Annotated in this window: 9 protein-coding genes; all 9 read left to right on the forward strand. The window is 47.6% G+C overall.

The genetic code is table 11. The annotated features are described in order from the left end of the window. A complete protein-coding gene (gene dnaA / locus JL719_RS00005) occupies nucleotides 1-1,317 on the forward strand; it encodes a chromosomal replication initiator protein DnaA (RefSeq protein WP_033157630.1) in 1,317 nt (438 codons plus the stop codon). A gap of 189 nt (nucleotides 1,318-1,506) precedes the next feature. Further along, nucleotides 1,507-2,610, forward strand: coding sequence for a DNA polymerase III subunit beta (gene dnaN / locus JL719_RS00010; protein ID WP_033157629.1), 1,104 nt, complete (start codon nucleotides 1,507-1,509; stop codon nucleotides 2,608-2,610). Nucleotides 2,611-2,624: 14 nt separating this feature from the next. Then, the gene (gene recF, locus JL719_RS00015; RefSeq protein ID WP_033157628.1) at nucleotides 2,625-3,698 is read left to right on the forward strand and encodes a DNA replication/repair protein RecF; all 1,074 of its coding nucleotides are present in this window, start codon (nucleotides 2,625-2,627) and stop codon (nucleotides 3,696-3,698) included. A 120-nt stretch (nucleotides 3,699-3,818) separates the two neighbouring features. Then, nucleotides 3,819-6,224 carry a DNA topoisomerase (ATP-hydrolyzing) subunit B gene (gene gyrB, locus JL719_RS00020; protein ID WP_033157627.1) on the forward strand — a complete coding sequence of 802 codons (2,406 nt, stop codon included), beginning with the start codon at nucleotides 3,819-3,821 and terminating at the stop codon, nucleotides 6,222-6,224. Between the two features lie 426 nt (nucleotides 6,225-6,650). Continuing rightward, on the forward strand, nucleotides 6,651-11,000 hold the full coding sequence (locus tag JL719_RS00025; RefSeq protein ID WP_033157626.1) for an NACHT domain-containing protein: 4,350 nt from the start codon (nucleotides 6,651-6,653) through the stop codon (nucleotides 10,998-11,000). A 718-nt stretch (nucleotides 11,001-11,718) separates the two neighbouring features. Further along, nucleotides 11,719-11,895, forward strand: a complete 177-nt coding sequence (locus JL719_RS23910) for an ATP-binding protein (RefSeq protein ID WP_373276524.1) — start codon at nucleotides 11,719-11,721, stop codon at nucleotides 11,893-11,895. Between the two features lie 317 nt (nucleotides 11,896-12,212). Next, nucleotides 12,213-12,635, forward strand: coding sequence for a helix-turn-helix domain-containing protein (locus JL719_RS00030; protein WP_033157625.1), 423 nt, complete (start codon nucleotides 12,213-12,215; stop codon nucleotides 12,633-12,635). A gap of 480 nt (nucleotides 12,636-13,115) precedes the next feature. Further along, nucleotides 13,116-13,838, forward strand: coding sequence for a TnsA endonuclease N-terminal domain-containing protein (locus tag JL719_RS00035; protein WP_084153346.1), 723 nt, complete (start codon nucleotides 13,116-13,118; stop codon nucleotides 13,836-13,838). Beyond that, nucleotides 13,801-15,789 (forward strand): TnsB C-terminal domain-containing protein, encoded by a 1,989-nt coding sequence (locus JL719_RS00040; protein WP_033157623.1) that lies wholly within the window; start codon nucleotides 13,801-13,803, stop codon nucleotides 15,787-15,789. Before JL719_RS00035 ends, JL719_RS00040 begins: the two co-directional genes overlap by 38 nt. The last annotated feature ends 3 nt before the right edge of the window (nucleotides 15,790-15,792 follow it).

Genomic DNA, 15,792 nt, shown 5'->3' on the forward strand with positions numbered 1-15,792 from the left:
ATGAGTGTGATTTGGAACAACTGCCTGGCCAAGCTTGAACATGAAATTCCCAGTACCGATTTCAGCACCTGGATCAGGCCGCTGCAAGCTGTGGAAACCGACAGCCAGTTAAAATTGCTTGCTCCCAACCGGTTTATTATCGACCACATCAAACAACATTTTTTCGCGATCATCGAAGACGCCGTCAACGAGTTTTCCAATGCGACCTTGGCGGTACAGTTTGAAATCGGCAGTAAAAAATCGCCGGCCATCAAAGCACCGGCACTTAATAAAAGTCCGGCGCAAAAGAAGAATCAACCGAATTTTTTAAACAAAGCCTTCACCTTTGAAAGCTTTGTGGAAGGTAAATCCAATCAATTAGCCAGAGCCGCTTCGATGACGGTTTCCGATAACATCGGCAAGGTCTACAACCCGCTGTTTATCTACGGCAGTTCCGGTCTGGGTAAAACCCATTTGATGCATGCCATCGGTAACGCGGTGCTGTTGAAAAAGCCCGACGCCAATATCGTCTATCTGCATTCCGAGAAGTTTGTGCAGGACATGGTCAAGGCACTGCAACAAAACAGCATCAATCAGTTTAAAGAGTACTACCGCAGCATCGATATTTTATTAATGGACGACATCCAGTTTCTGGCCGGTAAGGAACGTTCCCAGGAAGAGTTTTTCCACACCTTTAACAACCTGCTGGACAACAAACATCAGGTGGTTTTGACTTGCGATAAATATCCCAAAGAAATCGATGGCTTGGAAGATCGTTTGAAGTCTCGCTTCGGTTGGGGTTTGCCAGTGGCTATCGAACCGCCGGATCTGGAAACCCGGGCCGCTATCTTGATTAAAAAGGCCATGCAAGTCGGTGTGGATCTGGATCAAGACATCGCCTTCTTCATTGCTAAACGCATACCTTCCAATGTTAGGGATTTGGAGGGTGCGTTACGGCGGGTGGTAGCCAACTCGCAATTTACCGGCCGCGACATCACTCTGGAATTTACCAAGGAAGCGCTGCACGATTTGATTAGCTTGCAAGATAAGTTGATCAGTATCGATAACATTCAAAAGACCGTGGCCGAATATTTCAAGATCAGGGTAGCCGATTTATCCTCAAAAAATCGCAAACAATCCATCACTCGGCCACGACAGGTGGCTATGTGTTTGGCTAGAGAGTTGACCTCGCACAGTTATCCTGAAATCGGCGATGCCTTTGGCGGGCGCGATCACACGACGGTCATCAACGCCTGCAAGCGGGTGGCTGAGTTGAAAGATGACGATGTGAAGATGGCGGAAGATTACAAAAACCTGTTGAGAACCTTATCGCATTAATTGCGCTTAAGTTGTGGATAAAGTGTGCCGAAAATACTCTATCCAGGTTATCCACAAACCTCATACAAGCTAAAACGGTATCCGGCAACAATGTTTGATACATGCTAAGATTTTGATTTAAATTAGATAAAACCGGTTTTCCACAGCTTTTTGTTTACATAGTAGTAACAATATATAAAAGATATTTATATGAAATTTATTATTAGCAAAGATCAAATTTTGCCGCCGCTGCAGCAAATCGTTAGCGTGATCGAGAAACGGCAAACCATGCCGATTCTTTCCAATGTGTTGTTGCAGGCCAGCGACGAGCAGTTGGTAATGACCGGTACGGATACGGAAATCCAGATTGTTGCTAAATTAAATATCGAATCAATATCGAATTCTGGGGAAATTACGGTTCCTGCTAGGAAATTTCTGGATATTTGCCGCTTATTACCAAACGGCGCTGAAATCCACTTCGAGTTGCAAGACGATAAAGTCAAAGTTGTCTCCGGCCGCAGCAGGTTTTCTTTAAGTACCTTGCCAGCTGAACACTACCCTGAATTCAATGAGTCAGAGTTTGAGCATAGCTTTTTATTGAATGCCGGCAAATTCAAGAAGGCGTTGGATAAAACCGTGTTTTGTATGGCTAATCAGGATGTACGCTATTACCTTAACGGCTTGCTGCTGAATGTGAGTAATTCCAGGCTAAAGCTGGTCGCTTCCGATGGTCATCGTTTGTCGATTTATGAAGATGACATAGGGCAAGCGACCGGTTATGAATCCCGCATTATCATGCCCAGAAAAGCGGTGCAGGAACTCAGTCGTTTGCTTGATGATGCAGATGCTGAATTGAATATCCAGTTTTCCAGCAACAACATCCGAATTTATTACAAGGATGTGGTGTTCTCTTCCAAGCTGATTGATGCCAAATTCCCGGATTTCAGTAAAGTGTTCAATCAAAGCTTTATGAGTCCGTTGCTAATCCAAAAACAAGTCTTGAGAGATGCGTTAACGCGGGTGGCGATTCTGTCTAATGAAAAATACAAGGGCGTGACTTTCGATATATCCAGAGATTTGCTGAAACTCAGTACGCATAATCCCGAGCATGACGAGGCCGAGGAAGAGTTGATCATCGATTATCAAGGCGAGCCGTTGAGTATTTCGTTTAACTCGCAATATATGCTGGATGCGGTGTCCAATCTTGATTCCGAAATGGCGGTGCTAACCATAGCCGGCAACGCCAGCAGTTGTTTTATTGAAGAACCTGAACAGCCTTTGTTTAAATTTATCGTGATGCCGATGCGGATGTAGGTTGTCCAGGGATTATGACCTTGTTAAAGCTGGATGTGCTGTCGGTCAGGAACATCCATTCAGCAAGTATCTCGCCGTCTCCTGCCATTAATTTCATCACTGGTGCCAATGCCAGCGGTAAGAGTTCGCTGCTGGAAGCCATTTTTATTTTGGGTAGGTCCCGCTCGTTCAGAACCACCCATACCAAGCAGGCAATTTCTTTTGATCAGCCGCAATTGACGGTGTCGGCACAAAATCGGCAACAGTCCGGTTCAGTCAGTACGTTGGGGATACAGATTGACAATAAACAATGCCAGATCCGCATCGATCAGGAAGATCGGCAAAAAGCGGATTTGGCTTACGCATTGCCGGTGCAATTGATTCATCCCAAGAGTTATCGCTTGCTGGACTCCGGGCCACAAATTCGTAGAGAGTTTTTAGACTGGGGGATTTTTAATCAGCACAAAAACTTTCTGCCCAGTTGGCGGAAGTTTAATAAGGCATTGCAGCAACGCAACGCTTTGTTGAAAACCCGGCAAATTAAACAGCTGCCGGCCTGGGATAAGGAATTTGTGGAATATGGGCAGGTGATTAACGATTTTCGTTTGGCCTATGTCGCCAGCTTGCAACCGGTGTTTTTAGAAATGGCTAGCCATTTTTTGGATAAGGATGATGTCGATTTACGCTTCTTGCCAGGCTGGGACGATAGACAAGCCTTAGACTTTATTTTGAAAAACGATCTAGACCGAGATATGCGCTATGGCTTTACACATAGCGGCCCGCACCGAGCGGATTTTCAAACGTATCAAAACAAAAGACTGGCTAGAGACTATCTGTCACGGGGGCAACAAAAGCTTTTGGTCTTGGCTTTGTTATTGGCACAAGTGACCTTACTGAATCAGGAAAGCCCATACTCGTGCGTCATTCTCATTGACGATCTAGCGTCCGAATTGGATACAGAAAACCGGGCAAAATTGATAAAATACCTCGTTGGATTGAGTTGCCAGGTTTTTATCAGCAGTACCGATATAGCTGATTTTGGCGACTTAAGTTCGGTAGAAAACTATAAATGGTTTCACGTGGAACACGGCGATGTAAAACAATTTTGATGTTTCACGTGGAACAAATAATAAAAATTAACAACTCCCATCACACACGATACAACCGATTCATGCGTGACATGAAGACAGGGCATCGTTGCGGTAAAACACAACACAATGGATATACCCATGAGTGAAAATTACGACAGTTCGAATATCACAGTACTAAAAGGCTTGGATGCGGTCAGGAAACGTCCAGGCATGTACATTGGCGACACCGATGACGGTTCCGGCTTGCATCACATGGTATTCGAAGTCGTCGATAACTCCATCGACGAAGCGCTGGCTGGGTATTGCAAGGGCGTCGATGTCGTCATTCATGAAAATGGGTCCGTATCTGTCTACGACGACGGTCGCGGCATTCCGGTGGATATACACAAAGAAGAAGGCCGTTCCGCCGCTGAAGTGATTATGACCATCCTGCACGCCGGCGGTAAGTTCGACGACAACGCCTATAAAGTCTCCGGTGGCCTTCATGGCGTAGGCGTCTCGGTGGTGAATGCCTTGTCTGAAGAGCTGACGCTGAAGATTCGTAAGAACGGTAAGCTGCATATGCAAAAATATGTACTCGGCGAGCCTGTAGCACCGTTAGCGGTGATTGGTGACTGTGAAGGCAGCGGTACCTACATCAACTTCAAGCCCAGCCCAACTATCTTCACCAATATCGAATTTCATTACGACATCCTTGCCAAACGTTTGCGGGAACTGTCGTTTTTAAATTCCGGTGTGCGCATCTCCTTGCGCGACGAAAGATCCGGCAAGGAAGATGTATTCGAATTCGAGGGCGGTATCAGCGCCTTTGTGCAGCATCTGAACAAAAACAAAACCCCGTTGTTTGAAAAAGTCTTTCACTTTATCGCCGAAAAAGAAGGCGTAACGGTGGAAGTGGCGATGCAATGGAACGACTCCTACCAAGAGAACGTGTTCTGCTATACCAACAACATCCCACAACGCGACGGCGGTACGCATTTGGCCGGTTTTAGAGGCGCCTTGACTCGCACCATCAACCAATACATCGAAACTAACGGCCTGGCTAAAAAAGAAAAGGTCGCCACCACCGGTGACGATGCCCGCGAAGGTCTAACCGCTGTGTTGTCGGTAAAAGTCCCCGATCCCAAGTTCTCCTCGCAGACCAAAGACAAATTAGTGTCATCGGAAGTCAAACCCTTGGTCGAATCGACCATGAACGAAAAACTGCAAGAGTTCCTGCTGGAACAACCGCAAGTCGCCAAAGCCATCGCCGCCAAAATTATCGATGCAGCCAGAGCACGTGAAGCGGCTAGAAAAGCTCGGGAAATGACCCGCCGCAAAACCACCCTGGATATTGCCGGTTTACCCGGCAAACTCGCCGATTGCCAGGAAAAAGACCCGGCCTTGTCCGAACTGTTCATCGTGGAAGGGGACTCGGCGGGCGGCTCCGCAAAACAGGGCCGTGATCGCCGCACCCAAGCCATCCTGCCGTTGAAAGGTAAAATCCTTAACGTGGAACGCGCCCGCTTCGACCGTATGATTTCATCGGAAGAAGTCGGCACCCTGATCACCGCCTTGGGCTGCGGGATTGGTAAAGACGAATACAACATCGATAAACTCCGCTACCACCGCATCATCATCATGACCGACGCGGACGTCGACGGCTCGCACATTCGCACCCTGTTACTGACGTTTTTCTATCGGCAATTGCCGGAGTTGGTCGAGCGCGGCCACATCTACATCGCCCAACCGCCCTTATACAAAGTCAAAAAAGGCAAACAAGAGCATTACGTCAAAGACGACAACGCCTTAAATCAATACTTGATCCAATTGGCTTTGGACAAAGCGCAACTACAAACCGATGCCGACACCCCGGTCATCCAAGGCCAAGGTCTGGAAAAATTGGCGACTGAATTTGCCGACGTGATGAGCATCATCAATCGCCTGTCCAGACGCTACGACGACCTGTATCTGGAGCAAATGACCTACATGCAGGTGTTAAGCGACGAAATCAAAGCCGATCAGCAAAAGCTGCAAGCCTGGTTGGATTTGCTGCAAAAAAATCTGAACGAGGGTGGTCATAAAGCCATATTCAGCACCGAGTTAAAATATCGCGGCAGCGACGACTTCGATGTGGAAGTCAGTAAGCGTCTGCACGGCATTACCAAAAGTTTTGTCTTGCATGCACCCTTCTTTGCCGGCAACGATTATCAAAAAATCGCCCGCTATGTAGAAAAAACCCTCAGCATGTTCGGCGAAACCTCTGTCATGCGTATGGGTGAGCGCGAACAACAAGTCGATAACTTCAAGCAAGCATTCGAATGGATGATGAAAGAAGTTAAAAAAGGCCAGCACATCCAGCGTTACAAAGGTTTGGGCGAAATGAACCCGGAACAGCTTTGGGAAACCACTCTCGACGCCAACGGCCGCCGCATGCTGCAAGTCACCATCAACGACGTAGTCGCCGCCGACGAAATCTTCACCACGCTAATGGGCGATGTGGTGGAACCACGTCGGGATTTCATAGTTAAGAACGCCTTGGATGTGGCGAATTTGGATGTATAACGTGTCGGGTGCCACAATTAGTGAAAAGTGTGCCAAAGTAGTGAAAAATTAGTGACACAAAAAATGAAAAAAACCGATTGGCTTTGGTTCTTAGAACCCGAATGGGAGCATGTTTGCAACTGTGGGGGCTGATCGGCAAGACGTTAGCGCTCAACTTGATGTGTTTATAGAAATGAAAGAGACTGATCGTTATCGATCCGTTGATGCCCTTCGAGCGTGCGTTTAATCAATGAGGGCTTCCAGGTTTGAGCTGTCTTACGAACTGAAAAGCCGATTGGCAAGTACTTTGTCTAAAGTAGATTAAGAATACATACAGCTTGAATTTAGCTATTACAATTGTGAACGTCCCGTTCTTTAGGACAAATTTGGTATATTGGCACTGTGTCACTTAGGCTCGTGGGTGACTGATCTGAATTACCGCGACAGATGGCCAAAGAAAATAGAGACGAATTTACAGCAAAGATCAAGCAACAGATAGCAAAAAGAGCTGGCTGGCTGTGTTCTGATCCGTCATGTCGCCGTCACACCATAGGCTCAAACTCTGATGGTGATGGCGAAATCAATCTCGGAATTGCAGCGCATATTTGTGCAGCAGCGCCTGGAGGTCCTCGTTACGACCCCACAATGACGCCCGAACAGCGTAAATCTCCGGACAATGGCATATGGATGTGTCAGCTTCACGGAAAAGCCGTGGATGCGAAAGACTCCACGTTTACCAAAGACCTTCTGCACGAATGGAAGGAAAAGGCACAAAAGGATTCGTGGCTACGCGTTCTCTACAATCAAGGCGTGCAGCAAGGCTTAGTGGATCAGGGGCTGTCAAAAGACGAGCTAAGCTTCCGTTTTCATGCCGCCGCCGCCGCCGATCTCAACGTTTTCAAACGATCTTACAAATGGCCATCGACTTCAATTGCACTGACGTTAGAGATTGATGGACTAAACGATCCCGTGAGCACATCGGCTTTAGCTACGGCACTTGCAACGTTAGATGATCTTGTCCTTGTCGCACCACCTGGTATGGGGAAAACGACGACACTGTTTCAAATAGCAGAAGCAGTTATTGCCAATAGTCATTCTGTTCCAATCATTATTCCACTCGGTGACTGGTCAGCTGACGGGGTGTCGCTGCTTGAATCCGTACTTAAGCGTCCTGCATTCTGTGGTATTACAGAAGATCAATTGCGCACCGTGGCATCAAAACCTGGCGTAATCCTACTTTTAGACGGTTGGAACGAACTCGACAAAGATTCTCGCAAACGGGCAGCAGTCCAGCTTGAGCGATTGCAGTTAGAACTGCCCGAAGTGAGCTTGCTTATTTCGACACGTAAACAGGCTCTCGATGTTCCGGTCAATGGCAAACGGGTTAACCTCCTGCCACTTGACGAAATGCAGCAGCTTGACATCGCACGGGCAATTCGTGGAGAGGCGGGCGAGCGTATTATCGATCAAGCGTGGCGAACGACTGGTGTACGCGAACTCATAACAATCCCTCTATATTTAACTTCACTGTTAGCTCTACCTGAGGAATCGCCATTTCCGGCTACTAAGGAAGAGATTCTTCGTCAATTTATTGGTGTTCACGAAGATAACAATTATTGCGTCGTAGCGCTCGAGGACGTTACATTTGGCCTCCACCAACGATTTTTGGAAGACCTTGCGGTAACAGCCACGCGAGTCGCAAATACGACTCTTTCAGAATCCATTGCGCGTAAATCAATTTCCGGAACGGACGACGAGCTCGTGGCCGAAGGACTAATTACTGAAAAGCCCCAGCCAAACTTGGTGCTGGAGGCGCTGGTCAGCCATCATCTGTTGGTACGAGATAACGTCCTCTCCGGTTATTCGTTCCAGCATCAGCAATTTCTAGAGTGGTATGGGTCTCATATGGTCGAGCGTCTGATGCTTTTAAGTGTTGGTTGTGAGAAGTCGCTGGAAGCATTGAAGTCGGATGTCCTGAATCTGCCTGTATGGGAGGAATCTATTCTCTTCGCGTGTGAGCGATTGGCGCGCGGAGTTCAGCCGCAGTTGGAAGCCTGCTGCTCTGCTATTTTGGAGGCATTCACTGTTGATCCTATTTTAGCTGCCGAGATGATTTACCGCTCCACTGAGGCAGTTTGGGTGCGTATCGGGCCGACTATTCAAGGCCTTGTCAGGCAGTGGCACAAAACCGGAAAAGTTGATCGCGCACTTGGCTTTATGATTGCATCAGGCCGCCCTGAATTTCTCGATCAGGTTTGGCCGCTTATCACACACGAGGATGATCAGATCCATCTCTCTGCATTGCGTCTAGGTAGACGCTTTCGCCCTTCGATTCTAGGAAGCGACGCTGTCAAGCGGCTTACGGAGCTCCCGCCTAAAATTCGGAAAAACGTTCTTCTCGAAATTGCGTCTAACAGTGGCATGGATGGCCTTGATCTAGTGACCGCCGTTGCTAAATCTGATCCCGACTCAGAAATAAAAGCCGCAGTGGTCAATGAATTTGCGTGGCGCTGTGCTGATAGACACATTGCTGATGTACTAAAAGGTGCTGACAATAAAACTTTTGACCTTTTGGTGCAAAATGACCTGATTGATAATCTAGAAGACGATGCCATCAAGACTAGACTCTCTGCAGCGCGGGAACGGCGGTGCAAAGAAGGCATGAGCGCCTACGATAAGTTGCACTCTCTGGTATATGGGCGTGGCGATATCGACCGGAGTACTGAACTAGCGACCGTAATCGCCGAAATTGAAATCGACAATAGGCAGAATGGCACTGTCAATCTTATTCATGAGGCTGCCAAATGCTTTCCTCGTGCCGTTGCCGCTGGTATCCTTCGTCGTTTACAGGAAGGTCGCACGCTTCCGTACCGCGCATCGGAGCTGATATCCGAATTAAGTTTAGAGTTTGTTGAAGACAGTGATCTGTGCAAAATTGCGCTTGAAGCAGATTGTATTGATGAGCGCGCAAATGCTGCCGCCTCGGCGCTTAGTACGAAGTCGGTAGGCCGCATTATCGACAAGATGTTTGATGCCATAAATCAGATTCACGATACTAATGGCAATTATGATAAATCGGTAGCTGATCGCTATCATATTCTTCTTAATCGAATCGGGTATACCAAAGCCCCATGCCTTCTTGCGGCGATCGAGGCAAGATCAGCGCAAGCTAACACTCAGAAAATTGTGGCATTGGCGGATCTAATCTCACGACACCCGCATGGCGAAAATCGTCGGGGTCAGCCGTTTGATTCAGGGGCTCTTGCTACGATTACAGAGTTTATAGAAGATTGGGGCAATCGATTGTTGGCTTCGGATGATGTGACGCGCAGGCAGCTCGCGTCGATTGCCACGCTTGCCTGTCACGCACCGTCTGCGGCGTTACTACCGTTACTTAAGCGACTGTTGGACGAAGAACTCCGACGTTGGCGAGCGTTCAAGGAACAGGCGAAAGTTGATCAGTACCGAGGAGGCTTGGCTACAAACGAAGCACGTTCGTCTTGGACGCTGCAATATCAGCGTGCGTTCCACGCGATCAATTGTGCAGAGACAAAGGCGCTGATGCGGGAATATTTATTAAACGAAGACTTCGGCTATTCAGCTGCATTGGTGCTTGTCGAGCAGTGGCGGGATGTGAATGAACCGAGCGACACCAATATTTGGAAGAGCGGGCCGAATTTCTCACGTGTAACAGAAAAGCGAGCTGCACGCTTATCAGATCCTTCGGGGTCTTCAGAGGAAGCCGACGCCATTTTCACAGTCATCGAGCAGTTGATAGGAGAGGAGGCGACCGAGACAATGAGGAAGCACGCGATAACACTTGCTATCGTGGCTACTGCACTTCCGCACGGCCGGCGAGACGATACCATTAAGGCAATTATCACCTTAGCGGATCGGCATCAACGCTGCCTACTCCTCACTAATCTCGTTCTCTCCGGCGTGCTACTTGATATAGAACTGATCAAACACGGTATAGCTGAGGTCTTTGAATCTGCTCAGAAACAACCTTGGATTTTGACAGAACGTTACGAGCTACGAGATTGGCTGAGTTTGTTGCCATTCAGTAATAGCTCAATTGATGCTTTTGACATTGTGCAAGCGTTACCGAAAGAACACCGCACCTCAGAAGCATTGGAAAAGTTGCTAGACGCGTTAGGGCACGCGCCTGGTGATAACGCGGAGAGCACCCTTTTCCGACTCGCCGAGGCTGATCCGTACCTTTACGCGTCTCATGCCTGGCGCAACGCTGTGTCTTGTCGCGGGACGCTTACAGCAATGATGTGCTTTGTAAATTTGGCCGCACAGGGTGTTTTCAACGGCAAAAGTGGTGAGGATCAATGGCGTATATCTATGCTTTTAGCGGGCTTTATAGGCGAGCAACCTGCATTGCGCTCGTACGTCTATGATCTTTTGAGAAACGCCCCTAACTCACCGGGGCTTGTGCTCCTCGCTAAGTCCGTCGCGGAAACCCCCGACGCGGACGGATTGTTGTTACTCATCCAAATTGAGATCGAGCAGAAGCGAGCCTTTGTGTCCTGGCGTACGATTGAGCGTATCGTGACTCAGCACGTTCCTACTGAAAACTGGGGAAGCGCTTATAACGTTGTGGCTGCGCCTGCCGTCGAACTACGGCGGAAACTGCTAGCCATGACGACTGACGGAGGCCCAGGAGACTCGGCTGCACGTTGCCTGAATACGATCGACCAAATCAGGGATGAATACGGTATTCCTGTAACAGAACTACGCCATCCCGATCTGGGTTCAGGCAAGGCATGGCCTATTCTATTAAACCATTAGTATGTCAATTGCTGATATTCAATTTAAAGAGGTTAGCCCCGAGGCTAAATTACCACCAATGCTGTCAAAGTGATGAAGGCGCAAGGTGCGTAGTGTCAGCTACTTATTTATATGGAGTTGACGCTCTATAGATTCGGCAACCAAAATCTGGCCGGATTCGTTTTTTGAATTGGTGGCGGTCTTGATCGGAATACGCAAATATGGGGCGTGTCATGTGCAGAAGCCAAACCACCCGCCCCCTATACCTACCGATAATGTATATTTTGTATTTGTCATTGCTGGAAATCGACCTAGACAATCTCGGGTAGACATTAGATTTACCGCGAAAATCCAAATTACGTCTCACCCCATTGAGCTTACCAGCCGTAGTAAGTTAGGGCCGCGGCCAAATATTAGATGTGCAATTTGCGTTATCAGTTCGAATCGATTTTTCTAAGAGCATAAATGCCACCAAAAATTAAAGTTTGATCTGTCGGTAGTTATAGGGGGCGGGTCAGGTTATTAAACAAGCAGTGTCGTTCAAAAAATAACCTGTCATTGCGTATATACATCGGTAGGGCAATCACCCCCCCTTTACCTACCGCTATCGCAAAGAGTATTCCTTCCGCTGCCGGAGATCGGCAATCATGTTCCAGCTGTGCTTTTAGATGCAATGCTAAGAAACGGACTAGACATAGACTTGCTGTTTATATCGTTTTGCCGATCACCATCAATTTGAATTCGATTCAAATTTGGGCGATCCCCGACGAAGAATTGGTACGAATTGTTCGAAGATACCAACGCCGCCAACGTGATTCTGGACCGGATCGTCCACCGGGCTAATCCTATAGAACTCAAGGGAGAGTCGATGCGGAAGCTGAAAGGTATAGCACGGCCTAAAGCCCATAATTTGTGAACCTTGCCGGGCCGAGGGTGTGCAAGTCGGTGTAGTAATGCAGTGTGGACAGAATAATTGGTCGCTATTAAAAATAAATTAAGGTGACGACTCAAAAATTGATTACTAATAACTGATTTATATTATGTTTTATATGAATTTATTATCGTGAGGTAGCACTACACCTTTTAAAAATTATATTACAGTTTTTGTAAAGTGTAATACAGTTTATGTATATTGCAGTTCTATTATATTCTTGTATATATAAAATATCGTTGAAAAGTTGAATTTTTTTTATTATTCTCAAATAAAAATAAATTTTCATATTCAGTTTAATTATGAGTCCATTTTCTCAATGTTTAGTAGCGCTTCGTACACGTTATGGCATTCGTCAGGGCGAGCTTGCGGCTCTGGTTGGATATGAACAGAGCTATATTTCTGCGCTTGAGGTAGGACTTAAAGGGCCGCCGACAGCAGAGCTTGTAGAGCGCATATGCGAAGGGCTGTCGCTTTCAGCTGAAGAAAAGCAAAGGCTACATGAGGCGCTGTGTGCATCTCAACGAAAATTCACAATTGATGTGGACGCCAGGGAAGACGTTTACTGGATGTTTAGAGATTTGAGGGAACAGCTATCGGAGCTATCGGAGGTTCAAGTGCGCATGATTCGTGATGTTGTCCGTTTGAGAGATCCCCAGAACCGTCAGGTATTGAAACCAATACGTAGTGTTAAGCGTAACAGATTTAAGGAGGCCACCATGTAAGCGGGACAAACCTTGCGGCTTGCCCCGCTGTTTGGAAGCATCAAACGATACTGCCGGATTGGCGTCTTCAGTATCGCTATAACCTTCCACAGCGTCAAGCCGTTTCCATGATTGACCCAATTACCGCACGTTCATTTAATCGTGTATAGGCATAATTTTGCCTAAAAATTGGTGTGTCATTACAGCAACTGACGATGTTGGGTTGAGCTTGCTCGGCACGCATCTGTGGAAGGAGCAGTCATGTATAGACTAGCGCTAAATATCATTACCTCATCATGCGGCATTGTTCGCGATAAATTTCTAAGCCACAAGAGTGTTCGGATGATCCCCTATAAGAGATTACTAGAACTCTTAGCTATTTATCTGTTTGATACATCCGCTGAAATTGTCCGAGATCTCGAACAACCAATAAGTCCATGTCTTTCCGAAAGCGCTACATTGCGCCGACATGCCCTGAAATTAGATTAACGGAGACGAGTTATGTCCTCGAATCTTTGGCAAGGGCGCTGGCGTGGTCGTCAACCTGACGGTGACGTCCATAAACGAGCTCGAAATGTCATTACCCCATCAGGTGGTATCGTTCGCGGTAAATTCCCCAGCCGCAAGAATGGGCGGATGGTCCACCACGAAGGATTGCTAGAACTCGAAGCGATTTATCTGTTCGAGGCATCTCCCAATATTGTCCGCTATCGTGAACAACCCGTAACCCTTCATTATCCCGATGGCGCTAAATTGCGCCGATATACCCCGGATTTCGAGCTGGTGTTGACCACCGGCGAAATCGTCCTCATCGAAGTCAAACCGGTCAGTAGCCTTGGTCATGACGATGTGCAGCACAAACTTAATTGTGTCGCTGAGCATATGCGCAGATCGAAAATGCCCTTCGTTATATTGACCGATGAAGTAATACGGCAAGAGCCACGCTTATCCAATCTTCGCTGGGTACTTCGTCAGGCGCCACGTATTCGGCCATCGGCGGATGCCATGACGGTCGCCATCAATAAACTTCGCGACTGCCTTCCTGCATCGCTTGCAGAGGTTACAGCTTTAACAACGGACAGTAGCGTTGACCTTTACTGTTTGCTTTTGGCGGGATCTTTACGCTGTTCTCTGGACCAGCCTATCTCGGACGATACCCGAATTGAATTGAAATTGGAGGCAGACAATGACTGGTTTTGCGTTGCGCAAGAATATGGTTTTTGATTGGAGAGGTATCGAGTACCGAATTGATCGGATTCAAGCGAATGGCGACTTGCTTTTGGAATGCCCGACTGACGGTCATTTATCGGTGGTCTGTCGCGAGCGGCTTCTTACCGAATATAGGGATGGCAAAATATCCGCAACATTAGCCGAATCATCTTCAAGCGCCTCTTCGCCGCCTACGTTTTCCAGGCCGCTCGAAGATTTAGCTGAACACGTGAAGCAAAAAGTGGTTCGCCGAAAGCATTATCTCGAAAAGATTCTGGCTTATGGCGTTCCGGTTTTTACAAAGGATTATCTCAAACCGCTGATCAAACTGGCTGCCGCGGAAATTGCCGATGCAAGCCCGCCTAGCATAACCTCACTTTATCGATGGTATAAGCGTTTTTCTGAACAAAGCGACGCGCGAGCCATTATTCCGAGAACTGATCGATGCGGACCTCGGACATTGCGGCAATCTGATCGCATTCTACAGTTGGCGGAAGAAGCGATGGCCGAAGTATTTAATCGTTCTCCCCAAGCGTCAGGCTATACACTCTATGAGCGCTTGTGTGGAAAGATCGAGCTTGAAAATCAGCGGCAACTGGGTGCTAAACCGCTCAAGGCACCGTCGCGACGCACCGTATATCGCATGCTTAAGCGAACCGATGCCTACGACCTAACGGTGTTAAAGGAGGGGAAGTCCGTTGCTGATCGCCGATTTAGAATTTCTAAGGTGGGGGTCAAAACGTATCGGATCTTGGAGCGTGTCGAAATTGACCATACACCGCTGGACTTATTCCTGATTGACGAACGGACATGGTTACCGTTGGGCAGACCGACACTGACTGTCGTGATTGATCACTACAGTCGGATGTTGCTTGGCTATTACTTGAGCTTTGAAAGTCCTTCCACTGCTGCTGTCATGGGCGCACTTCGCCATGCCATTCTGCCTAAAAAATTGGCGGAGCCAGTTATAGCCAATCTAAAAATCGTCAACAGCTGGCCTTGTTACGGCATACCCGAAAAAATGGTACTCGATAATGGTTTCGAGTTTCATAGCAACGATCTTGATAGCGTTGGGTTCGATTTAGGAAGCCATATTCAATTCTGTCCAAAACATTCCCCTTGGTACAAAGGTGTGGTTGAACGCTATCTCGGCACCATTAATTGCAGTTTTGTCCATCAGTTGCCGGGTACTAGTTTTTCGAGATTCTATCAAAGGGGGGATTACGACCCACAAAAGGCGGCCTTATTAACCTTTGCAGAATTCAAACAGGTTTTTGAGAAATGGGTGGTCGATATCTATGCTCAGGACTTACACCGAGGTATTGGTACCACGCCTATGGTACGTTGGCAGGAAAGCATGACACATCATCAGCCGATACTTCCCAATGATCTGCAGACTTTTCAGTGTCACATCGGGAAAGTCTATTCCCGATCATTGCGTCATGATGGCATTTTATTGAATTGGCTGTATTACCGTAGCGACGAACTCGCGCCCATCATGCGTCGTTATGGTGAAGGCGTTAAGGTTAGGGTAGTACACGACCCCGAAGATCTGGGTGAAATCTATGTTTGGGGACCTGACGATGCCGAGCCTATCACCGTAAAGGCAGTCGAGTACGACTATGCAAAAGGCCTTACGGCAACGCAAAACAAATTTATCCGTCTGAGGCTGAATGAACAAGGTGAGGCGGCTGTCGACAAAGTGGCATTACGCCAGGCTAAACAAGATTTGGCACAGGCTGTAGAAGACTTGATGATCAGTCGTAAGCTTAAGGATAGACGTCGAAGTGGCGCTTTGCGGGGGATCAGCAGCAGTAAACCGAACGGGTCCGATCTGAATACTGTCACTAAACCCGACGTTATAAAGGTTACCAAGCCGAAAAATACCAAGGTGTCTATAGCGGGTGATCAGGGTCAAGAACAGACGGCGATGGAAATCATCGCCTCCTTTCAAATGAAACGCTGACAG

This window comes from Methylomonas sp. LW13, assembly GCF_016865255.1.
In the GTDB taxonomy this organism is placed as follows: Bacteria; Pseudomonadota; Gammaproteobacteria; order Methylococcales; family Methylomonadaceae; genus Methylomonas.

Coding starts and splice junctions, on each gene's coding strand:
- gyrB (WP_033157627.1), top strand. CDS start 3,819: ATGAGTGAAAATTACGACAGTTCGAATATCACAGTACTAAAAGGCTTG.
- JL719_RS00035 (WP_084153346.1), top strand. CDS start 13,116: ATGTCCTCGAATCTTTGGCAAGGGCGCTGGCGTGGTCGTCAACCTGAC.
- JL719_RS00025 (WP_033157626.1), top strand. CDS start 6,651: ATGGCCAAAGAAAATAGAGACGAATTTACAGCAAAGATCAAGCAACAG.
- recF (WP_033157628.1), top strand. CDS start 2,625: ATGACCTTGTTAAAGCTGGATGTGCTGTCGGTCAGGAACATCCATTCA.
- JL719_RS00030 (WP_033157625.1), top strand. CDS start 12,213: ATGAGTCCATTTTCTCAATGTTTAGTAGCGCTTCGTACACGTTATGGC.
- dnaA (WP_033157630.1), top strand. CDS start 1: ATGAGTGTGATTTGGAACAACTGCCTGGCCAAGCTTGAACATGAAATT.
- dnaN (WP_033157629.1), top strand. CDS start 1,507: ATGAAATTTATTATTAGCAAAGATCAAATTTTGCCGCCGCTGCAGCAA.
- JL719_RS00040 (WP_033157623.1), top strand. CDS start 13,801: ATGACTGGTTTTGCGTTGCGCAAGAATATGGTTTTTGATTGGAGAGGT.